Consider the following 24,549-nt stretch of genomic DNA (forward strand, 5'->3'; position numbering starts at 1 on the left):
CGTTAGCGTCCTGTCGCGAGGTGGCGTATATTACGCTTTCCTCCTGCAGAGTCAACCTCTTTCTCAGAAGTTTTTCTCCGGCGGCTCAGTCTCCTGTGCCTCTCAACCCGTTTCCCGTTGCCGGTGTTCCGTGTCGATGGAGGCGCATTATAGGGAGTTCGCGCGGGCTGACAAGTGTTTATTACGAAAAGATTATCGTTCGCAGTAATTTTCATCAAATCGCGCTATTTCGCTACGATTTGCCTGGTAACTGTGCAAAATCATTGGCAAAAGTGCTTACCTGCTGCCAGTCCGTATACTCCACTTCTTTCGTCGAATCTGTCTCACCACCGGTCATGCGCATAATCAACTGGATCATGACGCGATCGAACCAGCGATAGCGCGGGTAATAGAGCGCGCCTGCGAACACGGCACAGCAATCAGGCTGCCACGGCGAGTGTGCCAGGAACTTCTGCGTATAGGCATTGGTTTCAGGAGAGCGCTTCTCAGGTTTGCGCGCCGTCAGGTTCACCGAAAAGAAACCGCTGGTACGCTGCTGCAACTCATGAAGGTGTTGTTTAACGAACTTATCGACGACCGGCTGAAAATGGCCATAGCGGATAGATGCGCCAATTAACACGCGATCATACTGTGCCCAGTCAGGCAGAGTGGCATCCTGAATGTTCAGTACATCACACTGCTGCTGCTGCTGACGGATCACATCAGCAATAGAAGAGGCAATCTTCTTGGTTTGTCCGTCGCGAGTGGAATAGAGAATCAGCGCTTTCATGTCAGCATCCTTATTAATTATTCACGCCAGAAAGTAGGCGTGAACAGCACCAGCAAGGTGAATACCTCGAGACGCCCGAATAACATGGTGGAAATAAGAATCCATTTCGCCACGTCATTCATTGAAGTGAAGTTATCAGCTACGACCCCTAAGCCAGGGCCGAGGTTATTGAGCGTCGCGGCAACGGCAGCAAAAGCCGAGAAGTCATCAACACCGGTAGCGATGATCGCCAGCATGCTGATCAGGAACACCAGCGCATAAGCCGAGAAGAATCCCCATACAGCTTCAAGGATACGTTCCGGCAGCGCCCGGTTGCCCAGCTTAATGGTGTAGACCGCATTGGGGTGAACCAGACGCTTAAGCTCACGGTTACCCTGCTTGCATAATAGCAGTATGCGAATCACCTTCAGACCACCGCCGGTTGAACCGGCACAGCCGCCGATAAAGGCAGAGCACAACAGCAGTACCGGCAGGAACAATGGCCAGCGTGCGATGCTGTCGGTCGTGAATCCCGCCGTCGTCGCCATTGAGACCACCTGGAAAAAGGCCTGGTTCAGCGTCTGCCAGCCACTTTCATAGACATTATGGAACCAGAGCACCAGGGTACAGATCAACACCAGCGTCAGTTGAACGCCAATAAACATGCGGAACTCAGGGTCGCGCCAGTACACACGCAGATTGCGTCCGCTTAACATGGCAAAGTGCAGGCCGTAGTTACAGCCTGAGATCAGCAGAAACACCGCCACAATGGTATTGATGGTGCCACTGTTAAAATAGCCGATACTGGCATCATGGGTTGAGAAGCCGCCAATGGCGATAGTCGAGAAACTGTGGCCAATAGCATCAAACGCTGGCATTCCCGCCAGCCACAATGCCAGCGCACAGGCTATCGTCAGCAGGACGTAGATCAGCCAGAGTGTTTTAGCCGTCTCGGCGATACGCGGTCGCATTTTATTATCTTTCAGCGGCCCCGGCATTTCAGCGCGATAGAGCTGCATGCCCCCGACGCCCAGAATCGGCAGTATCGCCACGGCTAATACGATGATCCCCATACCGCCCAGCCACTGCAGCATCTGCCGATAGAAGAGAATCGCCTTAGGCAACGAGTCCAGCCCCACCAGCGTGGTGGCACCGGTGGTTGTCAGGCCAGAGAAAGATTCAAAGAACGCATCCGTCACCGAAAGATGCGGCTGTTCGGCAAAGATAAAGGGCATCGCCCCTACGCTGCCCAGCACCGTCCAGAACAGGACCACAATCAGAAACCCTTCCCGCGGTTTGAGTTCGGTTTTCTTTTTGCGATTCGGCCACCACAGCAGCGAGCCGATCACCAGCGCCATCATAAAGGTCTGGCTAAACGCCCGCCCTGCGCCATCGCGATAAATTAAGGCGACCAGGCCGGGCAAAATCATCGTCACTGAAAAGAGGATCACCAGCAGACCGACTATGCGGGTAATGGCGCGAAAGTGCATTCAGCCGTTCCTTTAAATAAAAGAGATGAACATCATGGTGTGAGCGGGATCAGCGATAACGCGCCCCGACTAAAGTCTGACAGATTTTTTTTGAACCCGTCGATCTGTCCGTAAGGTACAGCCAGCGTCAACGCAATACGATCCTGAAACTGGCTGTCGGTCACCTTACCTTCAAAACGCTGTACCAGCCGTTCAATATCACTGAGCTGTGCATAGTCACATTGCAAAGTGAACAGCTTCATCGGCACTTTGCGCTGCCGTGGCAACTGCTTAAGCCCCTGCTGGACGCCACCACCATATGCTTTCACTAAGCCGCCGGTTCCCAGCATGATGCCACCGTAATAACGCACCACCACAGCGGTAATCTCGCCAATATCCGCGCCCATCAGTTGCGCCAGCATCGGTTTCCCTGCCGTACCCGAAGGTTCACCATCATCAGAGAAACCGAGTTGCTGAGAATCATTCGGCGCGCCCGCTACCCAGGCCCAGCAGTGATGCCGGGCAGTGGGATGCTCGCTTTTAACCTGCTGGACAAACGCGCGCGCTGCCTCTGCACCCTCAGTGTGCGCCAGTAGCGTAATGAAGCGACTCTTTTTGATTGTCTCCTCACTGCTGCTTACTGGCACAGCGGGAATATCAAAGGCCTCCATCAGGCCAGATGCAGATCGCGGGTCATGTTCTCAACGCGATGCGCATGGATCACCACGTTATCCTCGATACGAATTCCGCCATAAGGCCGAAGTGCATCAATGGCCTGCCAGTTAAAGTGCTGACTGAAACGGCCTTCACGCAGCGGCTTGAGTAACGAATCAATAATATAGAAGCCCGGCTCAATGGTTAATACCATGCCCGGTTGCAGCACGCGGGTGCAGCGAAGATAAGGGTATTGCGCTGGCGCGGCGAGATGCGTGCCCTGCTCATCCTGCATAAAACCGGCAACGTCATGGACCTGCAGACCCAGCGGATGCCCCAGGCCATGTGGCATAAACGGACCGGTCAGATCTTCAGCCACCAGCGCTTCTTCGCTGATTCCCTGAACCAGCTCAAACTTCAGCAACATCTTCGCAATACGCTGATGCATCTGAAGATGGTAATCGGTGTAGCGTACGCCCGGTTTCAGCGTGGCTATCAGGGCCAGCTCTTCAGTGTTCATCGCCTCAACCATTCTGGCATAGAGCGAACTGCTCTGCGCCGCATAGCTGCGGGTCAAATCAGCGGCATAGCCAAGATACTCGGCACCCGCATCAATCAAAAAGCTATGGCGTTTCGCCGGTGGCTGATGATCCAGCCGGGTGTAGTGCAGCACCGCAGCGTGCTCATTCAGCGCAATGATATTGCCGTAAGGTACATCGGTGTCGCGATGACCGGTAGCGGTCAGATACGCCTGATTGATATCGAACTCACTTAAGCCCGCCGAGAACGCCTCTTTCGCCGCGCGATGACCGGCAACCGCCAGCTTCTGCGCCTGGCGCAGACAGGCGAGTTCATAATCAGTTTTGATGCTGCGATGGAAGTGCAGGAAGTCGATGACCGCTTTGGGATTAATATTGCCAGAGGCGATGCCGAGCTGAGATGCACGCGCGTTAACCGGGCCGATATAGGCGACGTTATCACGCTGTGCAGGCAGCAACTGCGCTATCTCATCCGCATTTTTCAGGCCGATAACGTCAACATCCCCGGTCCAGAAGCTATCCGGCAACGGTTCAACGTTATGCCAGTAATCCACCGGAGAGTAGAACCACAGTTTCGGTTTGTTCACCCCATCAATCCAGAGCCAGCAGTTGGGCACCTGCGTCACCGGCACCCAGGCCTTGAACTGCGGATTCACCTTAAACGGATAAGTGTGATCATCCAGAAACACCGTCAACAACTCACCGGAATGGATCAACATCGCATCCAGTTTATTGCGTGCCAGCACCTGCTGCGCCCGTTGTTGCAACGTGGCGATGTGCGCGTGATACAAGGTCTTCAGTGAATCCATTGACGTCTCTCCAGTGTCGCGAAATGGCCGCAGTTTAGCATACCCCTTGCGCAGATGCCGAAGTCGGCGCAGCTGTGATCTTGTTAGCAAATAAGCAAAGACCAGTTTGCAAAAAATTAACATCGCTCCCACACTCACGATCATCTGGTATGACCAGATCACCTTTCGCGGTTTCAGGAGACGCACATGCTCTACCAAGGCGCTAACCTTACTCTTCACTGGCTGGACGATGGCATCGCCGAGCTGGTTTTTGACGCTACGGGCTCGGTCAACAAGCTCGATACGCAAACTGTCGCCAGCCTGGGCGAGGCAATAGCTGTGCTGGAGCAGCAGCCAGAACTGCGCGGCCTGCTGCTGAGCTCCGCTAAACCTGCCTTTATTGTAGGGGCAGATATCACCGAGTTCCTTTCACTGTTTGATGCACCCACCGAAAAACTGAGCCAGTGGCTGAGTTACGCCAACAGCATCTTCAATCGTCTGGAAGATTTGCCGGTACCGACTCTGGCCGCCATTGACGGCTATGCACTGGGCGGCGGATGTGAATGCGTACTGGCAACCGATCTGCGTATCGCTACTGCGGACGCCCGTATTGGCCTGCCGGAAACCAAACTCGGCATCATGCCGGGATTTGGCGGCAGCGTGCGATTGCCGCGCCTGCTGGGTGCCGACAGTGCGCTGGAAATTATTGCGGCGGGAAAAGATGTCGATGGCAATGCCGCTCTTAAACTCGGTCTGGTCGATGCGGTGGTGTCTCGCGAGAAACTGCGTGAGGCGGGAATCACTATGCTTAAGGCCGCTGCCACTGATGGCAGCTGGCGCGCCCGCCGGGCCCCTAAGCTGGCTCCGCTGAAACTCAGCCCGATTGAAGCGGCCATGAGCTTCACTATCGCGAAAGCCATGGTGCTGCAAACCGCAGGCAAGCATTATCCCGCTCCGCTGATGGCGGTAAAAACCATTGAAGCTGCAGCCAGCCTTGGCCGCGATGACGCGCTGAAGCTTGAAACCGCAGCGTTTGTGCCGCTGGCCCAGTCTGATGAAGCACGCGCGCTGGTCGGCATCTTCCTCAACGACCAGTACGTGAAAGGTCTGGCGAAAAAGCGCGGCAGCGAAAGCGGCGCACCCGCTCAGGCAGCGGTACTGGGCGCAGGCATCATGGGTGGCGGCATCAGCTACCAGTCTGCGTGGAAAGGCGTGCCGGTCAGAATGAAAGATATTAATCCACAGGCGTTAACGCTGGGGATGAACGAAGCCAGCAAGCTGCTCAATAAGCTGCTGGAACGCGGCAAAATCGACGGCAACAAACTCGCCAGTGTGATCGCCACTATCCAGCCCACGCTGGATTACGCCGGTTTTGAACAGGCTGATGTGGTGGTTGAAGCGGTGGTAGAGAATCCGCTGATCAAGGCAAAAGTGCTGGCGGAAACCGAACAGCATCTGCGTGAGGATGCGATTCTGGCCTCCAATACCTCGACCATTCCCATCAGCCAGCTGGCGCAGGCGCTGCAGCGTCCTGAAAACTTCTGCGGCATGCACTTCTTCAATCCGGTACCGCGTATGCCGCTGGTAGAGGTGGTTCGTGGCGAGAAAACCAGTGAAGCGACCCTGAGCAAAGTGGTGGCCTGGGCCAGCAAAATGGGCAAAACCCCGATCGTAGTGAATGACTGTCCGGGCTTCTTTGTTAACCGGGTGCTGTTCCCCTACTTCGCCGCTTTCAGCCTGCTGCTGCGCGACGGCGCCGATTTCCGTCAGATTGATAAAGTGATGGAAAAACAGTTTGGCTGGCCGATGGGCCCCTCATGGCTGCTGGATGTGGTCGGCATCGATACCGCGCACCACGCGCAAAGCGTCATGGCTGACGGTTTCCCGGATCGTATGAAGCATGACTATCGTGATGCGATCGATCTGCTGTTTGATGCCGGTCGTTTTGGCCAGAAAAATGGCAAAGGCTTCTGGCGCTGGGAAGAAGATAAAAAGGGCAAGCTGATAAAAGTGGCTGATACCGAAGTGGATACGCTGCTGGAGCAGGTCTGCCAGCCTAAGCGGGTCTTCAGCGACGAAGAGATCCTGAATCGCATGATGCTGCCAATGCTGAATGAAGTAGTGCGCTGCCTGGAAGAGAAGATTATTGCCTCGCCAGCGGAAGCGGATATGGCGCTGGTCTATGGTCTCGGCTTCCCGCCTTTCCGTGGCGGCGCTTTCCGCTATCTCGATACCCTGGGCAACAGCAACGTGGTGGATCAGGCCCGGCGTTATAGCGCGCTCGGAGGCTTATATGCCCTGCCTGCGCTGCTGGTGCAGAAAGCCCATCAGCATGAAAGCTGGTATCCCGCCGCCAAACCGATTGATGAAGCCGCGCTGAAAAGCGCATGAGGGCAAAAAGATGGAAAATGTGGTGATTATTGATGCGGTGCGCACGCCAATGGGACGTTCAAAAGGCGGCGCCTTTCGTCACGTGCGCGCTGAAGATCTCTCTGCGCACCTGATGCGCGAACTCCTGAGCCGCAACCCGGCGGTGAACCCGACATCACTGGACGATATCGTCTGGGGCTGCGTACAGCAGACGCTGGAGCAGGGATTTAATATCGCGCGTAACGCCGCGCTACTGGCCGAAATCCCGCATTCAGTGCCGGCCACCACCGTCAACCGACTGTGTGGCTCTTCAATGCAGGCGCTGCATGATGCGGCCCGCGCCATTATGGTCGGCGATGCGCAGTGCTGTCTGATCGGTGGCGTGGAGCATATGGGACATGTGCCGATGAATCACGGCGTCGACTTTCATCCCGGTCTGGGCCGAACCGTGGCAAAAGCAGCAGGCATGATGGGCTTAACGGCTGAAATGCTGGCGCGAATGCATAATATCAGCCGTGAGCAGCAGGATGCATTTGCCCTGCGTTCACACCAGCGGGCCTGGCAGGCCACCCAGCGTGGGGACTTTGCAACAGAGATTGTCGCCACCTATGGTCACGACAGCGACGGCATTCTTAAACGCTATGACTTCGATGAGGTGATTCGCGAAGAGACCAGCGCCGAAGGACTGGCGGCACTCAAACCCGCCTTCGATCCGGTAAACGGCACCGTCACGGCGGGTACATCGTCGGCGTTGTCAGATGGCGCGGCCGCCATGCTGGTCATGAGTGAATCACGCGCCCGTGAACTGGGGCTGACACCGCGCGCGCGCATCCGCAGCATGGCGGTGGTGGGCTGTGATCCTTCGATTATGGGCTATGGACCGGTACCGGCCAGCAAACTGGCATTAAAACGGGCGGGACTGAGCGTCAGTGATATCGATGTGTTTGAGCTGAATGAAGCCTTTGCCGCGCAGACGCTGCCCTGCATCAAGGACTTAGGTTTGCTGGAACGGATGGATGATAAGGTCAATCTGAATGGCGGCGCGATTGCGTTAGGCCATCCGCTGGGCTGCTCCGGCGCACGCATCAGCACGACATTGCTGAATATTATGGAGCGACGCGATGCCCGTTTTGGCCTCGCCACCATGTGTATCGGACTGGGTCAGGGCATTGCGACCGTATTCGAGCGTCTGTAATACGTTGAGTCTTACTTTGTCAGATTTACCCGCCAGTAAACCGGCGGGTTTTTTCTGTCTGCTACAGGCTGCTTCAGCGCATCAGATAAAGGCAAACGCATCGCCGTACATCTGTGACTCCACCGCGCCACGCTCGGCACAGAAACGATCGCGGGCAATCTTCGCCATCTCAAAACGTCCGGCGATGTAGATCTCATGCTCGCTCAGCGTACTGAAGTCCTGCATCACTGCTGTCAGTACCGTGCCTGAACGGCCCTGCCAGCCCGCTTCAGGTTGCTCGACAACCGGAATCACTTTCAGGTTCGGGTGCTTCACCGCCAGCGCATCCAGCTCTTCCAGATCGTACAAATGCTTGAGCTCACGTCCGCCCCAGTAAATGGCGATATCGCGCTCTGGCTGTTCCGCCAGTGCAGTGAGCAGAATCGAACGGGCATAGGAGAAACCGGTGCCGCCTGCAATCAGGATCAGCGGCTTGCTGCTCTCTTCACGCAGCCAGGCGTCGCCGTGCGGCATATCAACCGTAATCTGGCGATCGTTACGGATGCGATCCATGACGGCCATGGCATAGAGGTTCAGATCGGACGCGCCGATATGCAGCTCAATGATATCTTTTTCCATCGGCGTTGAGGCCAGTGAGAACGGACGCTTGTCACGCTCGTCCATCACTACCATCAGATACTGTCCCGCGCGAAAACTGAATTCCGCTTCAGGGATCAGGCGAACGCGATAGACCGTGTCGGTAATCGCCTCAACCGAAGTTACTTTACAGCTTAACGTTGTCATGCGTTCCCTCTGTCGGGTCGTCTTTATGGTTGTGCTCGCCATCAACGCTGTGGCGGCTGATCAAAAATACCTAGCTCATCCCAGATAGCATCAATGCGCGCGGTGACCGCAGGATCTTTGACGATAGGTGTACCCCATTCGCGCTGCGTTTCACCTGGCCACTTATTGGTCGCATCCATCCCCATCTTCGATCCCAGCCCGGAAACGGGCGAAGCGAAATCGAGATAATCGATTGGGGTATTTTCCACTAATACCGTATCGCGGGCCGGATCCATACGCGTAGTGATCGCCCAGATCACGTCGTTCCAGTCACGCGCATTAACGTCATCGTCACACACAATAACAAATTTGGTGTACATGAACTGCCGCAGAAACGACCAGACGCCAAACATGACACGTTTGGCATGCCCCGCGTACTGCTTTTTAATCGTCACGACCGCCAGCCGGTATGAACACCCTTCTGGCGGCAGATAGAAGTCCACGATCTCCGGGAACTGCTTCACCAGAATCGGCACCAGCACTTCATTCAGCGCCACCCCCAGCACCGCAGGTTCATCTGGCGGACGGCCGGTATAGGTGGAGTGATAGATAGGCTTATGGCGCTGCGTAATATGCGTAACGGTAAACACCGGGAAGCTATCTACTTCATTGTAGTAGCCGGTGTGGTCGCCGTAAGGTCCTTCCGGCGCCATATCGCCTGCTTCGATATACCCTTCCAGCACGATTTCCGCGCTGGCGGGAACTTCGAGATCGTTCGAGAGGCATTTCACTACTTCGGTTTTATTGCCGCGCAGTAAACCGGCAAACGCATATTCTGACAGCGTATCGGGCACCGGCGTTACGGCCCCAAGGATAGTGGCAGGATCGGCACCCAGCGCCACCGAGACCGGAAAACGCTCACCCGGATGCGCTTTCGTCCACTCCAGATAGTCGAGCGCGCCGCCACGGTGCGACAGCCAGCGCATGATCAGCCGATTTTTGCCGATCACCTGCTGCCGGTAGATACCGAGATTCTGCCGCTCTTTGTGCGGGCCGCGCGTCACGGTCAGCCCCCAGGTAATCAGCGGTGCCGCATCGCCCGGCCAGCACTTCATCACCGGAATCCGCGTCAGATCGACTTCATCGCCGCTGAACACCTCTTCCTGACAGGGTGCATTGCGCAGGCGTTTGGTCGGCATGTTCAGGACCTGCTTAAACTGCGGCATCTTGTCGAACAGATCGCGGAAGCCTTTTGGCGGCTCCGGCTCTTTCAGGAAGGCCAGCAGTTTACCCACTTCACGCAGTGCGCTGACCTCTTCCTGGCCCATGCCCATTGCCACACGCTTTGGTGTGCCGAACAGATTGCACAGCACTGGCATGTCGTACCCTTTCGGGTTTTCAAACAGCAGAGCCGGGCCACCGGCACGCAGGGTGCGGTCGGCGATTTCGGTCATTTCCAGTTCAGGATCGATCGACTGGGTAATGCGCTTTAGCTCACCGCGCTGTTCGAGCAGCGCGAGAAAGTCTCTTAAATCGTGATATTTCATGCGGCTTTAGCTTTCCGGCCAGAGTGAATCGGCCATTATAGGTCTGATTAAGCGGTTATGCTGAGGTTTATATGGCAGCGTCATACGCACTGAAAGGGAACCAGCGGTTGTAACGCGCGGGCATCGTGATACCCCTGAATCGGCTCGCCGTGGCGAAACAGTTTAAAATCTTCGTTTCGCACGCTGTGATAGCGCAGCTGATTGTCGTGAACGTGCAGAAAACTGCCTTCACGCAGTGCAATCACCGACTCGGTCGGATTAACTGCACAGAACTCTGCCAGCCGTTCGTCACGGGTTTCGCCCATATGACCGCTGACGCTGGCATCCAGATAGTGGGGATTAATCTGCACCGGAAAGAGTCCCAGCGCAGGCAGCACCACGCTGCTGCGCACCGGCATATCGTTCGTGGTACGGATTGAGGGCGTCGCCACGTTGCAGCCTGCGCTCCAGCCGACATAAGGTACCTGTCGCTCCCGCACCGCGCGCTGAATCGCTCCGATCAGACCCTGCTCATGCAGCATCTGATTCAGGAACCAGGTGTTGCCGCCGCTGACTAAAATCAGCTCTGCCTGCGCAATCGCTTCAGCCGGTGAGGCGAATGCCTGAACCCGCTCAACCTGAATGCCCAAAGAGGCACTGAGTTCGGCGGCGCGTTGCTGCTGATCGCCACGAATAATCGCGTAGGGGATCAGTACCGCCGAGCGGATAGCGCGTCGGGCAATCATGGCGTGCAGCTGCGGCTGCGCATAGCCCAGCAGCGGCGCATCATCCGCCAGCTTGCCGTTGCTCAACAGAAAGAGTTCCATCAGAGGATCCTTTTGCAGATGTGATGGTCATTGAGTCTGATACAGAGCAATAGCAGACGTCAATTTTCAGTCACCTTTTCTGCTGCCATCGGGCATCTTAAGAAAAGTCTCAGTTTATTTTCTTTGCGGGACGCTTTACCCTGCCCCTGCGCTATAACTCTGGCAGCAGGTTTGCTATTCTTAGCGTCCATTCAATGGGAGCAGTTATGGAATCCTGGTACTTACTCTATTGCAAACGTGGACAGCTACTGCGCGCGAAGGAGCATCTGGAGCGGCAGGAAGTGCATTGCCTCAGCCCGATGATCGCTCTGGAAAAGATCGTGCGCGGTAAACGCACCACCGTGAGTGAGCCACTGTTCCCGAATTATCTGTTTATCGAGTTTGATCCGGAAGCCATTCACACCACGACGATCAGCAGCACCCGTGGCGTCAGCCACTTCGTGCGCTTTGGCACGACGCCCGCGACCGTGCCTTCAGCCGTGATTGAAGCGCTGGAAACAGACGTCCCGCAAATCCTGCTTGACCCTGAAACGCCGCAAAGCGGTGATGAAGTGGTCATCACCGACGGGACGTTTGAAGGGCTGCGCGCCATCTTTGCCGAGCCGGATGGTGAAACGCGCTCAATTCTGTTGCTTAATTTGCTGAACAAGCAGGTAATGCGCAGCGTCGACAACAAGCAGTTTCGCAAGATTTAAGCCAGTCTGAATAACGTCCGCGCATTATGGTCGATGCGGGTCGCCAGTTCCTCAGCACTCTCACCACGCCATGTCGCCACCTGGTGCACAATATGCGGTAAAAAGCAGGGTTCATTACGGCGCGAAGTCGGGCGTGGACGCATGTCGCGCGGCAGCAGATATGGGGCATCCGTTTCCAGCAGCAGGCGATCGGCCGGAATCAGTGGCAGCAGCTCGCGCAACTCCAGACCACGGCGCTCATCGCATACCCAGCCCGTAATCCCTACCGATAACCCCATGCCCAGACAGGCTTCCATTTCATCACGCGTGCCGGTAAAGCAGTGGATCACCGCGCCAGGCAGTTTTGGCAGCCAGGGCGCCAGCACTGCGGCGAAACGCGCATGGGCTTCGCGGCAGTGCAGAAAGACCGGCATATTGAGTTCCGCCGCCAGAGCCAGCTGCGCATCAAACGCATACTCCTGCTGCTCATGAGCCGACAGATTGCGATTGAAATCGAGTCCGCATTCACCGATGGCAACCACTTCCGGTTTTTCAGCCAGGCGACGCAGGGTGCTGGCAATTTCCGTTGACCATTCGCTGGCATGATGAGGATGAACGCCCGCGGTAGACCAACAGAAGCCCGCTTGATCTTCAGCCAGTCGCTGAGCCTGCTGGCTCTCCAGCGCGTTAGTGCCGGTAATAAGCATGCCGGTGACGCCCGCATCACGCGCGCGTTTAACCACCTTTTGCCGGTCGGAGGCGAATTGCGTGCTGGTCAGGTTTACACCGATATCAAACATAATTTTTCCCACAGTTTATAAACAAAAACCGCCCATCAGGGCGGTTTGGATTGATCGCTTCCCGCCAGTGCGGGTAAAGCTGTCCGCATCAGGAGTCGGTATTCTCTTCTTCATCCTGTAACCGGCGGCCTTTACCCACATAGTAACGGGAAAAGAATACGCCGACTTCAAACAGGCAGTACATCGGAATAGCGAGCAAAGTTTGGGAAAAAACATCCGGCGGTGTGAGCAACATCCCGACCACGAAGGCGCCCACCAGAATATAGGGACGTTTCTTCTTCAACTCTTCCGGGCTGGTGATACCGGTCCAGCACAGCAACACAATCGCCACCGGCACCTCAAACGCCACGCCAAATGCCATAAACAGCGTCATGACAAAGTCGAGGTATTTGGAGATATCCGTTGCTACGGTCACGCCGATCGGCGCTGTCTTGGTGAAAAAACCAAATGCCAGCGGGAAGACCACGAAATAGGCAAAGGCCACGCCGAAGTAGAACAGGAAGGTGCTGGAAAACAGCAGCGGCATAACCAGCCTGCGCTCATGACGGTAAAGCGCCGGGGCGACAAATGCCCAGACCTGATAGAGGATCACCGGCACCGCAAGAAACACCGACACTATAATGGTCAGCTTAATCGGGGTGAAAAACGGTGAGGCCACATCGGTCGCGATCATGCTGGAGCCCACCGGCATCTGGCTGATTAGCGGTGCCGCGACCAGCTGGTAGATGTCGTTGGCGAAATAAACCAGCACCAGGAAAATCGCTAATACGGCGATGATGCAGTTCAGTAGTCGCTTACGCAGCTCAATCAGATGACTGATGAGCGGTTGGGTATCTTCAACGGCCATTATCGTTCATCACTTGCAGAAGAGGGGGTAGCGGACTGACGCGCAGGGTCGGCCGGCCTGGCGACGTCGCCAGCGGGTGCCTGTGCCGGTGCGCTGGCCACAGCGGTTGGTGCGGCAGAGGACTGCACCGCCGGACCTGATGAAACCGCTGAAGAGGCCGGTGCCGGAGCAGTGGCGACGGCTGAAGGTGCGGCAGAGGATTGCACCGCCGGACCTGAGTCTGAAACCGCAGACGGTGTCTGTGCCGGGGCACTGGCCTGGTGTTCTGCTGTAGCCGGTGTCGCCGAAGGCTCAGCCGGAGCAGGCGCGGGCCTGTGCTGTGCCGAATGGATGGTGTTTGCCTCGTCTTCCTCTTTTTCAATGTCGATGCTCTGACTGACCGAGCGTTTCATTGAATCCGCAGTTTTACGCAGCTCTTCCATCGACTCTTTCAGCTCGGGTGAGAGCGTGCCACGGCCCGCTTCTTCCACCTTTTTCAGGCTCTCCTGCAACTCCTGCAGCTTGAGCTCCTGCGCCAGTTCATGTTGTACATTGGCTGCCAGCGAACGAATCGCCCTGATCCAGCCGACCACGGTTTTCACCGCAACCGGTAAACGTTGCGGGCCGAGTACAATCAGCCCGATCACGAACACCAATACCAGTTCACTAAAACCAATATCAAACACGGTTTACACCTGCTTGTCGTTCTTGGCTTCTTCTTTGTTAGCCGAAGTTTGCTGTTTGTCCGCCAGCGTTTTGGCAGCGAAGTCAGCGTCCTGCTCTTTCGGTTGATCCTTTTTGTCGTCCTCGTCACCCATGGCTTTTTTGAAGCCACGAATCGAAGAACCCAAATCTGAACCCAGATTACGTAATTTGTTGGTACCGAACAGAAGTACAACAATCACGGCAATGATTAACAATTGCCAGATACTGATACCGCCCATGAGATAGCCTCTAATATTCTGTGAAAACGATGAGGTAATGCACCACAGAGTGCCCTTTTCAACCGGGCCTGAGCCAGCGACATTACCTTTTTTTAGACGGACGTGACAATCAGTTTGTCTTACGCCAGCCGATTAACCAGGAGACAATTCCTGCTGCCATCAACACCGCCGGGAAAAAGTCCCAATCCGGTCGGGTGAGCAGCACAGCCGTTCCGCTTAACAGCAACGTTGCACCGACGCCGAACAGGTAACGCGCCTGATGGTGCCGGACGCGCTGCGCATTCATATCGCCCACTAATTTATCGACGCTGTGCCGCAAAAGTTTGTGCTGGCGCATGCTGTCGTAAAACAGCTCCGGCAGCTCAGGGAGTTTCTCAGCCCAGAATGGCGCTTTCTCTTTTACCGCACGGATAATAGCCGGTAATCCCACCTGATCTTTGATCCACTCTTCCAGGAAGGGCTTGGCTGTCTTCCACAGGTCGAGCTGCGGATAGAGCTGACGGCCGATGCCTTCAACATAGAGCAGCGTTTTTTGCAGCAGGACCAGCTGCGGCTGCACTTCCATATTAAAGCGGCGTGCGGTGTTGAACAGGTTCAGCAGCACATGCCCGAAGGAGATTTCAGCCAGCGGTTTTTCAAAAATCGGCTCGCAGACCGTACGAATCGCAAACTCGAAATCTTCTACGTTGGTATCGGGCGGCACCCAGCCTGAGTCAACGTGCAACTCCGCGACCTTACGGTAGTCACGGTTGAAGAAGGCGATAAAGTTTTCAGCCAGATAGCGCTTATCTTCTTTGTTCAGTGAACCCACGATACCGCAGTCGATGCCGATATATTGTGGATCTTCGGGATGTTCATAGCTGACAAAAATATTGCCAGGATGCATATCCGCATGGAAGAAGCTGTCGCGGAAGACCTGGGTGAAGAAGACCTGCACGCCACGTTCTGCCAGCAGCTTCATATTAACGCCATGACGCTCCAGCGTGGCAACATCTGAAATCGGAATGCCGTAGATGCGCTCCATCACCATCATGGTTTCGCTGCAGTAGTCGGAATAGACTTCCGGCACATAGAGCATGCGGCTATCTTCAAAATTCCGGCGCAGCTGAATGGCGTTGGCCGCTTCACGTAACAGATTCAGCTCATCAAGCAGGGTTTTCTCATAATCGCGCACCACCTCGACCGGACGCAGACGACGGCCATCCGGCAACAGGCGCGGGACCCAGCGGGCCAGGCGATAGATCAGTTTCATGTCCGCCCGAATCACCGGCAAAATATCGGGGCGAATCACTTTGATCACCACTTTCTTGCCAGTTGATTTCAGCGTGGCGGTGTGCACCTGCGCAATGGATGCCGAAGCCAGTGGCTTGATATCAAAATCATCAAACCAGGTTTCAATCGGCGCGCCCATTGAAGCTTCAATCTGCGCTTTGGCTTTGACGCCATCGAACGGCGCAACACGGTCCTGCAGGATCGCCAGTTGATCGGCAATCAGCGGCGGGAAGAGATCACGACGGGTCGACAGCATCTGGCCAAACTTGATCCAGACCGGACCCAGCTGCTCCATCGCCATGCGCATACGTGCGCCGATCGGTTCATGCTGATGCAGATTAGGGATCCAGAAAACAGAGCGACGCCACAGGCGAAACAGGAAAGTGAGGCGTGTCTGAGGAATCAGTTCATCAAGGCCATAGGTCAGAAACACCTTCATGATCAGATATAAGCGGCGGATCTCTCCAAAACTCATTTTGCCTCCAGCTGCGCCAGACGCGCATCAAGCGCCTCAAGCGAACGTTCCATCGCGTCGACCTCCTCAGAAAACCAGGCTAACTCCAGCGAGCCAGGCGCAACACGCCACTCTTCGGTTATGGCCTGTCCGAGATAATCCTGGCGACGCTGCACTTCACCTTTGAAAAAGCGTAATGCCTGTTGTGAGCGCTGGCTGATCCCCTGTGCGGCGATATCGCCGACCCAGGGAGCCAGATATTCTGCCGGATCCAGCTCAGCCAGATCCATCAGCGCAGAGAACTGCTGCACCACCTGCAGATCACCTTCAACCTGCAGTTCACCGCTACGGATCAGCGGCGTCAGCTGCTGGCGATCGCGCAGCTTCGGCAGGGTTTTCAGCGAGGTGATCACCGTGCAGTCACTGCGATCCTGCCAGTCAGCCAACACATCGACCTGCTGTTCACTGAAGACCAGCACCAGCGGATGAGAGAACTCATTCAGGCGCAGCGTCAACACTTTGCCATTCAGGCGTTGCCGCGCCGGTTTCAGGCCACGATCGCGATAGAGAATACGGTTCAGCGCCGTTTCCAGGCCCGCGGTAATCAAGGGCGTCAGGTTCATTACCATCTCACTCAGAACTTAAATCCACGATGCAGCGCCACAATGCCGCCGGTCATATTGGAGTAAGTGGTATTTTCAAAACCAACATCGTTCATCATCGCTTTCAGGGTCTCCTGATCGGGATGCATGCGGATCGATTCGGCCAGATAGCGATAGCTCTCTGCATCCTGCGCCACCAGCTGTCCGATACGCGGCAGAATGTGGAACGAGTAGGCGTCATACGCTTTGCTCAGCGGATCCAGAACGGGTTTAGAGAACTCCAGCACCAGCAGGCGTCCGCCCGGCTTGAGTACCCGGAACATAGAGGCCAGCGCCTTCTCTTTTTCCGTAACGTTACGCAGGCCAAAAGAGATGGTAATGCAGTCGAAATAGTTATCGGGGAAAGGCAGGGCTTCGGCGTTGGCCTGTACGTAACTCACGTTGCCGACCACGCCCTGATTGCGCAGCTTTTCGCGGCCCATCTTCAGCATGGAACTGTTGATATCGGCCAGTACAACCTGACCCGTTTCGCCCACCAGGCGAGAAAATTTAGCCGTCAGATCGCCGGTACCACCCGCCAGATCCAACACGCGCTGACCGCGACGTACGCCGCTGCTGTCAATGGTAAAACGCTTCCAGATACGATGGACGCCAAAAGACATCAAATCGTTCATCAGGTCATATTTTGCCGCTACGGAGTGAAACACGTCCGCGACTTTGTCAGCTTTTTCGCTTTTGGCGACCGTCTGAAAGCCAAAATGGGTAGTTTCCTGCTGTGATTCATCTGCCATCGGTTTTACCTGCTCCACAAACAATACTTCCCGAAGTGTATCAGAGTCACGGAAGTCAGGCACGCTGCGCCCATACTATTCGTGGAGGCGCCTCACATGCATCTCACTCTCATCCGCATCACTGTCATCATCTGCGTCATCAGCCGCCCGGTTTTCCGGCATGGCTCGTTCGGCCAGCTGAGGATTAATTGGCCGTTTGATCTCCACGCCCAGCGCACGAAATCCTTCAGTCTGCGCAATCAGGTTGCCGCGCCCTTCTGACAGCTTTTTCATCGCCTCGCGATAGCTGTTCTGCGCCTTATCCAGGCTGTGACCAATGCCGCTCATGTCATCGACAAACAGCCGCATCTTGTCATAGAGCCGCGTTGCCCGATCGGCAATACGCTGTGCATTGCGGCTCTGATGCTCATAGCGCCACAGATTATTAATGGTACGCAACGCCACCAGCAGCGTGGTAGGGCTGACCAGCATGATATTCTGCTGCAGCGCCTCACCAATCAGCTCAGGCTGGCGGTCAATGGCCAGCAAAAAGGCGGGCTCCACCGGGATAAACATCAGCACATAATCCAGCGATCGTAAGCCGGGCAATTGTTGATAATCTTTTCGTCCCAGCAGGCGGATGTGCGCCCGCATGGCAGCGACATGTTCCTGAATAGCCTGCTCTCGCTCGATCTCATCATCCGCATTGAAGTAGCGCTCATAGGCCACCAGCGTCATTTTGGCGTCCACCACCACATCTTTGCCCTGCGGCAGGCGCACAATCACATCCGGCTGCATCCTGCCCTGCTGTTCTGACTGAATGCTCACCTGGGTTTCATATTCGTAGCCTTCACGCAGTCCGGAAGCTTCCAGTACCCGGCTCAGCACCACTTCACCCCAGTTACCCTGGATTTTATTATCGCCCTTCAGCGCTTTGGTCAGGTTAAGCGCCTCCTGCGCCATCTGCGCATTCAGCTGCTGTAACTGCCGGATTTCATGGGTCAGGGTATGCCGTTCACGCGCCTCTGCGCCAAAGCTTTCATGAACCTGACGACGGAAGCCATCAAGCTGTTCACGCAACGGACCAATCAGCCCGTCCAGACTTTGCCGGTTCTGTTCATCGACGCGACGGCCGCTGTTTTCGAAAATACGGTTGGCGAGGTTTTCAAACTGGGCGCTAAGGCGTTGTTCGCTGTTGGTCAGCAGGCGCTGTTTCTCTTCTGCGGCGAAACGGGTCTCTTCAAGGCGAATGGTCACCTCACGCAGCTCCGCTTCCTGTGCGCTGTTGACCTCCAGCTGATTGCGCAGTTCACGATTAAGCTGCTCACTTTCATTACGCCAGTAATCAAGCTGTTGCAGCCGCTCATTGGCGCCGCTCAGCGCGCCGTGCAGCTGACGAAGCTCCTGCTCACGCTGCTGCGTCTGCTGCTGAAGCTGTTCGATTTGCTGCTGCTGACGCTGTTGCGCCTCTTCCTGCAGACGGCGCTCGGTCTGGAAACTGGCGACCTGATGGCCGGCACGTAACTGTGCCAGCATCCAGCCAATCCCTAACCCGGCAAGCGCCAGACAGGCGCTGATAATGATGTGCTGATCCATGATTTCCCCCGCGACTCAGGCTGCTGAGGGAAAGGTAGAGTCGCACTGTATGAATGTCCAGATAATTTTAACAGGATTCAGCGCCTTACAGCGCCGTCACCGTAAGCTTGCCAGCCTGCCACTCATCAATCAGGAAAAACGGCATGGGCAATAGCCATTCACCCTTTTTAACCTCCGCCAGATAGTGCCAGGTTGTCCCGCCCGAGGTGATCGCGACGCGCTGTCTGCTTCCCTCAGCGGCGCTGGATTTGCCGGTCATACTGGCAAAACCGGCATTGCTGCCCACATGGAAATGCGGCGTCTGCCAGCGCACGGGGGCATGGTCAGGCCACGGCTGGGCCTGATGAAAATGAAACAGCGCATCGTGGCTCAGGAGGCTTTCACGCACCGTCGGCCACAACGCCACCTTGAGGAAATATTGATCGGTGAAGCGCTGGCTGCCCTGATACTGCGCAATGAAATCGCGCATCGCCTGTTCCACATCCCGGAAGACGCCGTGACAGCCGCCCCACATCCCTGCCAGCAGCAGCTCAGTATGGGAGAAGTAGTCACGCATATGGTGGAACCAGTAAGGCGACGCCAGCCAGGCGTTAACCGCCGCCGCTTCGCGCTCCGAGAGCAGCGAGTCGGCATCACGCACGATAAAACGCTTCACGCCAGGATCGTCCATCACCAGGAAACGCCACAGGGTCGGAAACAGCGTTTTCTCGTGGGACATATCGATCAGCTGGACGTGCGGCTGGTCAAGGCGCTGCCAGACATGCTGCGGCACGCTGTCATCGAGGTAGATGCGGCAGACCCAGCCGGGATAGAGCTCAGGCGCCACTTCAACGTTTTTGATTAAGGTTTCACAGTAGCGCGGCTGATCGCCATAGAGGCAGAAAGCGATGACATTCTGGTGCGGATGAGTGAGATCGACAGGCTCCGGTTGCGGAGTGGGAAACGTGGCGCGCTGCCCCTGACTGAAACGCGCATCAGAGCGCATCAGCGAGGCCAGCCCATGACGCGCCACCTCATCCTTTTTATCCAGCCAGCCACACACTTCGGTCAGGCCATCCAGCCAGGTTTCAGAGGCGGTAGCCTGCACCGCGGGCGGCGACTGATAAATCTTCTGGTAGATTTTGTACGATTTATTGTACTGACCCAGACGCAGCAGGCAGAGCGCGTAGTCGCTCAGCACCTGCATCTGATTGGGCATCGTGCGCAATACCTCTTCACAGCATTGAGCGGCCAGCGCATAGTCGCCCTGTTGCATGGCGGCACGGAAACGTTCGGCACTGCGTTCCAGCATGGCTTTGAGTGCGGCCGGATTAGCACCAGGGGCAGGACGTCGGACGGGAATCGTATTGCGCATAAAAACTCTCAGGTTTCACTGATGTTACGCGCCGTTAACTACCGGCAGCAGGTTTTGAGTCTGGACAAAAAACCTGCTGCCAGACGCGGTCGTTATAGTAAGCGACGCGCCGCTTCGACCACAATCTTCACTGCGTCACTTTCTGTCTGTTTCATGGTGACCGCATCCGGGATCTCTTTCTGAGTGCGGTTCACAATCACGCCCGCCACCATGCCGGCTCGCAGACCCTGGCTGGCGCACATGGTTAACAGTGTAGCGGATTCCATCTCATAGTTGAGAACGCCCATCTCCTGCCACTCTTTCATCGATCCCCTGAAGCGACTGACTACGCGGCCCGAGACGGTGTCGTAGCGCTCCTGACCCGGATAGAAGGTGTCAGAAGAGGCGGTGATGCCAATATGTGTTTTCGCGCCACAGGCTTCTGCGGCGGCAACCAGCGCGGTGGTGCAGGCGAAATCAGCCACTGCCGGAAACTCCATCGGCGCAAAATGCAGGCTGGCCCCGTCCAGGCGAACGGATGCGGTGGTCACCAGCACATCGCCGACATTGATATGCGGCTGGATAGCGCCCGTGGTACCGACACGCAGGAAGGTACGCACGCCAAGCTGCGCCAGCTCTTCGACCGCAATCGAGGTAGACGGACCGCCAATGCCGGTTGAGCAGACCACGACCGGCTTACCATCAATTTTTGCCAGCCAGGAGGTAAATTCACGGTGTGAGGCGAGATGCGTGGCATCTTCCATCAGTCCGGCAATTTTCTTCACGCGCTCCGGATCGCCCGGCACAATCGCCAGGGTGGCGCCCTGCAGATCGGCTTTGGTCAGGCCAAGATGGAAAACGTCAGACTGTGTCATTTTCAGACTCCTGTTAAGGGAAGGTAGCGCGCCACTCTACGCCAGCACGCCCAATAAATATGTGACAACATTCACTTAAGAAAATGAAAGTTACATTTCCCTAAAGATAAATTGTGACAACAATCACACAATAGCATCTTCCTGGCGCGGATAGCTCTCGGTGGGGCTGTGTCAGGGTCTGCGCAATGTTAAAGAGGAGGATGATTTTATTCGCTGCTGATTCTGTGACCCGACACCTGGCGCATACGCTTTCCGGCCAGGCTATAGTTACGTGATTGCGCAAATGCTTGCACGGAGAGAATAATGAAACCCAGTGATAATATGGCACAAAAACCGGCGACGGGCGGCTTTGCCCCTGCCGTGCAGCCCACCGCCTCCACCACCATCATTACCGACAGCCCGGCGATTCACGCGGGTGAAACCTCAGTGCCCAGCCAGGGCGAAAATATGCCGGCATTCTTTGCAAAACCCCAGTCAGCGGAAGGCCCGTGGCCAGTCGTACTGGTCGTGCAGGAGATCTTTGGTGTGCATGAACACATCCGGGATATCTGCCGCCGCCTGGCGCTGGAAGGCTATCTGGCGATTGCGCCTGAGCTCTATTTCCGCGAGGGCGATCCCGCTGAGTATAATGATATCCCGACGCTGTTCAGCGAGCTGGTCAGCAAAGTGCCTGACAGCCAGGTGCTGGCCGATCTCGATCATGCCGCCAACTGGGCCGCACGCAACGGCGGCGATATTCGTCGCATGGGCATCACCGGTTTTTGCTGGGGTGGTCGCATCAGCTGGCTCTACGCCGCGCATAACCCGCAACTGCGCGCCGCCGTGGCGTGGTATGGACGACTGACCGGTGAGCGTACGCTGAAGCAGCAGAAACATCCTATTGATATTGCGGTCGACCTGAATGCGCCGGTATTAGGTTTGTATGGTGGCCAGGATGAGGGTATCCCGCTGGAGAGCGTCGAGCAGATGCGTCAGGCACTGCATGCCGCCAATGCAACCGCAGAGATCATCGTCTATCCCGAAGCGGGCCATGCCTTTAATGCTGACTATCGTGCAAGCTACCATGCTGAATCTGCCAATGATGGCTGGCAGCGGATGCTGGCCTGGTTCAGGCAGTATGGTGTTGCATCACAGTAAATGAAAAAGGGGCGCGTCTGCGCCCCTGATTTTTTCGTCCACCAGACCCGATTCCCTACGCCGTTTCTCCACGCAATTTCTTCGCCGCCGTCACCATGTTCGCCAGCGCCTGACGCGTTTCCGTCCAGCCCCGTGTTTTCAAACCGCAGTCCGGGTTCACCCACAGACGCGCTTCCGGAATACGTTTCGCCGCCTTCAGCAACAGTTCTTCTATCCACTCCACGCTGGGGACGTTAGGCGAATGGATGTCGTAGACGCCGGGGCCGATTTCATTCGGGTAGTCGAAGTTTTCAAACGCCTCCAGCAGGTCCATGTCAGATCGCGAGGTTTCGATGGTGATCACATCGGCATCCAGCGCCGCGATAGCGTCCATGATGTCGTTGAACTCGCAGTAACACATATGGGTGTGAATCTGCGTTTCATCCCGCGCCACCGCCGCATTCAGTCGGAAGGCCTCCACCGCCCAGTTCAGGTAGGCGGCCCATTCAGACTGGTGCAGTGGCAGACCTTCACGCAGCGCAGGCTCATCAATCTGGATAATCCCGATGCCCGCCTTCTCCAGGTCTTCGACTTCATCACGCAGCGCCAGCGCGATTTGTTTCGCGATGGTTTCGCGTGACACATCTTCACGCGGGAATGACCAGCAGAGGATGGTTACCGGACCGGTCAGCATCCCTTTTACCGGCTTGTTGGTCAGCGACTGGGCATATCTGGCCCACTCAACGGTGATCGCCTCCGGACGACTGACATCGCCAATAATGACAGGCGGTTTCACACAGCGTGAACCGTAGCTCTGAACCCAGCCATTCTGTGTGAAGACAAACCCCTCCAGATGTTCGCCGAAGTACTCAACCATGTCGTTACGTTCCGCTTCACCGTGAACCAGCACATCCAGCCCCAGCCGCTCCTGTTCGATAATCGCCTGCTTAATGTGCTCCGCGATGCCGGTGCGATAATGGTTGCTGTCGAGCCGGCCCTGTTTAAAGTCGAGGCGCAGGCCGCGAATTTCAGTGGTCTGCGGAAAAGAGCCGATGGTGGTGGTAGGCCAGGCTGGCAGATTGAAACGCTGACGCTGCAGGACCGCCCGCACCGGATAAGCGCTCTGGCGTTCACTGTGCTGTGGGGTAATGGCCTTAATACGCTGGCCCACCGCCGCATTATGCACGCGGCGGGAGTGAGCGCGGGCGTGTACCGGTGCGCTCCAGGCTTCCAGCGCCGTCGCATCGTTGTTGTTGAGTGCCTGACTCAGCAGTGATAGCTCGGCACATTTCTGCAGCGCAAAGGCGAACCAGCTTTTGACTTCATCATCCAGACGGGTCTCGACGCTCAGGTCGATAGGGCTGTGCAGCAGCGAGCAGGAGGAGCCGATCCACACCTGTTCACGCGCTCTGGTCAGCGGTTGCAAGCGGCTGAACCAGCGGCTCAGATCGGCGCGCCAGACGTTGCGTCCGTTGATCACGCCGAGCGACAGCAGCCAGCTGGCGGGCAGTTGCTGATTCAGTTGCTGAATATCATCACGACCATGGACCAGATCGACATGCAGCCCCTGCACCGGCAGCGCACGAATCACATCAATGTTCTGGCCGATGCTGTCAAAATAGGTGGTCAGCAGCAGTTTGCTGTGACCCTGCAGTGCGTCATACGCCGGCTGGAAGGCTTCGCGCCACGTCTGCGGCAGCTCCAGTGCCAGAGCGGGTTCATCAATCTGTACCCATTCGATGCCGCGCTTAGCCAGTTCCGCCAGCACCTGCTGATAGACCGGCAGAATTCCCTCCAGCAGCGACAGACGTTCAAACGGCTCACCCTTCACTTTACCCAGCCACAGATACGTCACCGGCCCCAGCAGCACTGGCTTGATGTTGTGTCCCAGCGCCAGTGCCTCATCCACCTCGTCCAGCAGTTGGGTCCAGGTCAGTTTAAACGTCTGACCCTGGGTAAATTCCGGCACCATGTAGTGATAGTTGGTGTTAAACCATTTGGTCATTTCTGCCGCCGCCGCAGGCTCACCGGTCGGCGCACGACCGCGTCCCAGGCGGAACAGGGTGTCGAGATCCACTGTGCCGGCTTTGTTCTGATGACGCGCGGGCACGTTACCCAGCATCAGGCTGGTGGTCAGCACATGGTCATACCAGGCGAAATCGCCGACCGGCAGCAGATCGACGCCCGCCTCTTTCTGTTGTTGCCAGTGTCGCGCACGCAGCTCACGGCCCGTCGCCAGTAACGCCTGCTGCGTGCTGTCGCCAGCCCAGTAACTCTCCAGCGCTTTTTTCAGTTCACGGCGCAGGCCAATACGGGGAAAGCCGAGGGTATGGTTCAGGATAGTCATGTGCTGTTCTCCAGATAATCTTTCACTTTGGCTGAAATGGGCAGCCAAAGATGTTTAGCCGT

At 56.3% G+C, this 24,549-nt stretch carries 22 protein-coding genes; 4 read left to right on the forward strand and 18 right to left on the reverse strand.

The window, feature by feature from the left end; genetic code table 11:
* Positions 1–232: 232 nt before the first annotated feature.
* Genes hemG through pepQ form a run of 4 tightly spaced genes read right to left on the reverse strand, consistent with a single transcriptional unit; the run spans position 233 to position 4,219 of the window.
* Positions 233–769: a menaquinone-dependent protoporphyrinogen IX dehydrogenase gene (gene hemG / locus AFL22_RS17630; RefSeq protein WP_052271830.1), complete on the reverse strand. Its 537-nt coding sequence runs from the start codon at positions 767–769 to the stop codon at positions 233–235.
* A gap of 17 nt (positions 770–786) precedes the next feature.
* Positions 787–2,238, reverse strand: coding sequence for a Trk system potassium transporter TrkH (gene trkH, locus AFL22_RS17635; RefSeq protein ID WP_010257200.1), 1,452 nt, complete (start codon positions 2,236–2,238; stop codon positions 787–789).
* Between the two features lie 32 nt (positions 2,239–2,270).
* Entirely contained in the window at positions 2,271–2,888 is a 618-nt protein-coding gene (locus AFL22_RS17640) for an IMPACT family protein (RefSeq protein WP_010257205.1), read from the reverse strand.
* A complete protein-coding gene (gene pepQ, locus AFL22_RS17645; protein ID WP_010671687.1) occupies positions 2,888–4,219 on the reverse strand; it encodes a Xaa-Pro dipeptidase in 1,332 nt (443 codons plus the stop codon). Before pepQ ends, AFL22_RS17640 begins: the two co-directional genes overlap by 1 nt.
* 186 nt (positions 4,220–4,405) lie before the next feature.
* Here pepQ and fadB point away from each other — a divergent pair, with 186 nt between their 5' ends.
* Together fadB and fadA are read left to right on the forward strand one after the other, a co-directional pair.
* Complete coding sequence (gene fadB, locus AFL22_RS17650) at positions 4,406–6,589, forward strand: fatty acid oxidation complex subunit alpha FadB (protein WP_010671686.1); 2,184 nt, start codon at positions 4,406–4,408, stop codon at positions 6,587–6,589.
* A gap of 10 nt (positions 6,590–6,599) precedes the next feature.
* Positions 6,600–7,763, forward strand: a complete 1,164-nt coding sequence (gene fadA, locus AFL22_RS17655) for an acetyl-CoA C-acyltransferase FadA (protein ID WP_052271831.1) — start codon at positions 6,600–6,602, stop codon at positions 7,761–7,763.
* 81 nt (positions 7,764–7,844) lie between these two features.
* Here fadA and fre read toward each other — a convergent pair whose 3' ends face one another.
* The 3 genes from fre to pepE all read right to left on the reverse strand — a co-directional run bounded on the left by fre (position 7,845) and on the right by pepE (position 10,878).
* Positions 7,845–8,546: an NAD(P)H-flavin reductase gene (gene fre, locus AFL22_RS17660; protein WP_010257219.1), complete on the reverse strand. Its 702-nt coding sequence runs from the start codon at positions 8,544–8,546 to the stop codon at positions 7,845–7,847.
* A 41-nt stretch (positions 8,547–8,587) separates the two neighbouring features.
* Positions 8,588–10,072, reverse strand: coding sequence for a 4-hydroxy-3-polyprenylbenzoate decarboxylase (gene ubiD / locus AFL22_RS17665; protein WP_010257222.1), 1,485 nt, complete (start codon positions 10,070–10,072; stop codon positions 8,588–8,590).
* A gap of 80 nt (positions 10,073–10,152) precedes the next feature.
* Positions 10,153–10,878: a dipeptidase PepE gene (gene pepE, locus AFL22_RS17670; RefSeq protein ID WP_010257226.1), complete on the reverse strand. Its 726-nt coding sequence runs from the start codon at positions 10,876–10,878 to the stop codon at positions 10,153–10,155.
* Between the two features lie 206 nt (positions 10,879–11,084).
* On the opposite strand from pepE, the gene rfaH reads away from it, so the two are divergent.
* Positions 11,085–11,573, forward strand: a complete 489-nt coding sequence (gene rfaH / locus AFL22_RS17675; RefSeq protein ID WP_010257230.1) for a transcription/translation regulatory transformer protein RfaH — start codon at positions 11,085–11,087, stop codon at positions 11,571–11,573.
* On the opposite strand, the gene tatD is transcribed toward rfaH, so the two are convergent.
* The 10 genes from tatD to udp all read right to left on the reverse strand — a co-directional run bounded on the left by tatD (position 11,570) and on the right by udp (position 21,024).
* Positions 11,570–12,352, reverse strand: a complete 783-nt coding sequence (gene tatD, locus AFL22_RS17680; RefSeq protein ID WP_052271832.1) for a 3'-5' ssDNA/RNA exonuclease TatD — start codon at positions 12,350–12,352, stop codon at positions 11,570–11,572. The genes rfaH and tatD overlap by 4 nt on opposite strands.
* A gap of 88 nt (positions 12,353–12,440) precedes the next feature.
* Positions 12,441–13,199 (reverse strand): Sec-independent protein translocase subunit TatC, encoded by a 759-nt coding sequence (gene tatC, locus AFL22_RS17685; protein ID WP_010257238.1) that lies wholly within the window; start codon positions 13,197–13,199, stop codon positions 12,441–12,443.
* Positions 13,199–13,864 (reverse strand): Sec-independent protein translocase protein TatB, encoded by a 666-nt coding sequence (tatB, locus tag AFL22_RS17690; RefSeq protein WP_052271833.1) that lies wholly within the window; start codon positions 13,862–13,864, stop codon positions 13,199–13,201. The genes tatC and tatB overlap by 1 nt, the downstream gene beginning before the upstream one ends.
* Before the next feature lie 3 nt (positions 13,865–13,867).
* The gene (gene tatA / locus AFL22_RS17695) at positions 13,868–14,122 is read right to left on the reverse strand and encodes a Sec-independent protein translocase subunit TatA (RefSeq protein ID WP_010257244.1); all 255 of its coding nucleotides are present in this window, start codon (positions 14,120–14,122) and stop codon (positions 13,868–13,870) included.
* Positions 14,123–14,231: 109 nt separating this feature from the next.
* Positions 14,232–15,869 carry a ubiquinone biosynthesis regulatory protein kinase UbiB gene (gene ubiB / locus AFL22_RS17700; protein ID WP_010257248.1) on the reverse strand — a complete coding sequence of 546 codons (1,638 nt, stop codon included), beginning with the start codon at positions 15,867–15,869 and terminating at the stop codon, positions 14,232–14,234.
* Positions 15,866–16,471, reverse strand: coding sequence for an SCP2 domain-containing protein (locus AFL22_RS17705; protein WP_010257253.1), 606 nt, complete (start codon positions 16,469–16,471; stop codon positions 15,866–15,868). Before AFL22_RS17705 ends, ubiB begins: the two co-directional genes overlap by 4 nt.
* Positions 16,472–16,482: 11 nt before the next feature.
* Entirely contained in the window at positions 16,483–17,241 is a 759-nt protein-coding gene (gene ubiE, locus AFL22_RS17710; protein WP_008926452.1) for a bifunctional demethylmenaquinone methyltransferase/2-methoxy-6-polyprenyl-1,4-benzoquinol methylase UbiE, read from the reverse strand.
* Positions 17,242–17,316: 75 nt separating this feature from the next.
* The gene (gene rmuC / locus AFL22_RS17715) at positions 17,317–18,816 is read right to left on the reverse strand and encodes a DNA recombination protein RmuC (protein WP_010257260.1); all 1,500 of its coding nucleotides are present in this window, start codon (positions 18,814–18,816) and stop codon (positions 17,317–17,319) included.
* Between the two features lie 85 nt (positions 18,817–18,901).
* On the reverse strand, positions 18,902–20,170 hold the full coding sequence (locus AFL22_RS17720) for a tetratricopeptide repeat protein (RefSeq protein WP_052271834.1): 1,269 nt from the start codon (positions 20,168–20,170) through the stop codon (positions 18,902–18,904).
* 92 nt (positions 20,171–20,262) lie between these two features.
* Complete coding sequence (gene udp, locus AFL22_RS17725) at positions 20,263–21,024, reverse strand: uridine phosphorylase (protein WP_010257266.1); 762 nt, start codon at positions 21,022–21,024, stop codon at positions 20,263–20,265.
* 303 nt (positions 21,025–21,327) lie between these two features.
* Here udp and AFL22_RS17730 point away from each other — a divergent pair, with 303 nt between their 5' ends.
* Complete coding sequence (locus tag AFL22_RS17730; protein ID WP_010671680.1) at positions 21,328–22,161, forward strand: dienelactone hydrolase family protein; 834 nt, start codon at positions 21,328–21,330, stop codon at positions 22,159–22,161.
* 55 nt (positions 22,162–22,216) lie between these two features.
* Here the strand turns inward: AFL22_RS17730 and metE are convergent, their stop codons facing one another.
* Positions 22,217–24,487 carry a 5-methyltetrahydropteroyltriglutamate--homocysteine S-methyltransferase gene (gene metE / locus AFL22_RS17735; protein ID WP_052271835.1) on the reverse strand — a complete coding sequence of 757 codons (2,271 nt, stop codon included), beginning with the start codon at positions 24,485–24,487 and terminating at the stop codon, positions 22,217–22,219.
* Positions 24,488–24,549 lie beyond the last annotated feature (62 nt).

This window comes from Pantoea sp. CFSAN033090, from assembly GCF_001264395.1.
Lineage (GTDB): Bacteria > Pseudomonadota > Gammaproteobacteria > Enterobacterales > Enterobacteriaceae > Pantoea > Pantoea agglomerans.

Coding starts and splice junctions, on each gene's coding strand:
- hemG (WP_052271830.1), bottom strand. CDS start 769: ATGAAAGCGCTGATTCTCTATTCCACTCGCGACGGACAAACCAAGAAG.
- udp (WP_010257266.1), bottom strand. CDS start 21,024: ATGACACAGTCTGACGTTTTCCATCTTGGCCTGACCAAAGCCGATCTG.
- ubiB (WP_010257248.1), bottom strand. CDS start 15,869: ATGAGTTTTGGAGAGATCCGCCGCTTATATCTGATCATGAAGGTGTTT.
- pepE (WP_010257226.1), bottom strand. CDS start 10,878: ATGGAACTCTTTCTGTTGAGCAACGGCAAGCTGGCGGATGATGCGCCG.
- AFL22_RS17730 (WP_010671680.1), top strand. CDS start 21,328: ATGAAACCCAGTGATAATATGGCACAAAAACCGGCGACGGGCGGCTTT.
- fadA (WP_052271831.1), top strand. CDS start 6,600: ATGGAAAATGTGGTGATTATTGATGCGGTGCGCACGCCAATGGGACGT.
- metE (WP_052271835.1), bottom strand. CDS start 24,487: ATGACTATCCTGAACCATACCCTCGGCTTTCCCCGTATTGGCCTGCGC.
- trkH (WP_010257200.1), bottom strand. CDS start 2,238: ATGCACTTTCGCGCCATTACCCGCATAGTCGGTCTGCTGGTGATCCTC.
- tatC (WP_010257238.1), bottom strand. CDS start 13,199: ATGGCCGTTGAAGATACCCAACCGCTCATCAGTCATCTGATTGAGCTG.
- tatA (WP_010257244.1), bottom strand. CDS start 14,122: ATGGGCGGTATCAGTATCTGGCAATTGTTAATCATTGCCGTGATTGTT.
- fadB (WP_010671686.1), top strand. CDS start 4,406: ATGCTCTACCAAGGCGCTAACCTTACTCTTCACTGGCTGGACGATGGC.
- rfaH (WP_010257230.1), top strand. CDS start 11,085: ATGGAATCCTGGTACTTACTCTATTGCAAACGTGGACAGCTACTGCGC.
- AFL22_RS17705 (WP_010257253.1), bottom strand. CDS start 16,471: ATGAACCTGACGCCCTTGATTACCGCGGGCCTGGAAACGGCGCTGAAC.
- fre (WP_010257219.1), bottom strand. CDS start 8,546: ATGACAACGTTAAGCTGTAAAGTAACTTCGGTTGAGGCGATTACCGAC.
- ubiE (WP_008926452.1), bottom strand. CDS start 17,241: ATGGCAGATGAATCACAGCAGGAAACTACCCATTTTGGCTTTCAGACG.
- AFL22_RS17640 (WP_010257205.1), bottom strand. CDS start 2,888: ATGGAGGCCTTTGATATTCCCGCTGTGCCAGTAAGCAGCAGTGAGGAG.
- pepQ (WP_010671687.1), bottom strand. CDS start 4,219: ATGGATTCACTGAAGACCTTGTATCACGCGCACATCGCCACGTTGCAA.
- AFL22_RS17720 (WP_052271834.1), bottom strand. CDS start 20,170: ATGCGCAATACGATTCCCGTCCGACGTCCTGCCCCTGGTGCTAATCCG.
- rmuC (WP_010257260.1), bottom strand. CDS start 18,816: ATGGATCAGCACATCATTATCAGCGCCTGTCTGGCGCTTGCCGGGTTA.
- ubiD (WP_010257222.1), bottom strand. CDS start 10,072: ATGAAATATCACGATTTAAGAGACTTTCTCGCGCTGCTCGAACAGCGC.
- tatD (WP_052271832.1), bottom strand. CDS start 12,352: ATGTTTGATATCGGTGTAAACCTGACCAGCACGCAATTCGCCTCCGAC.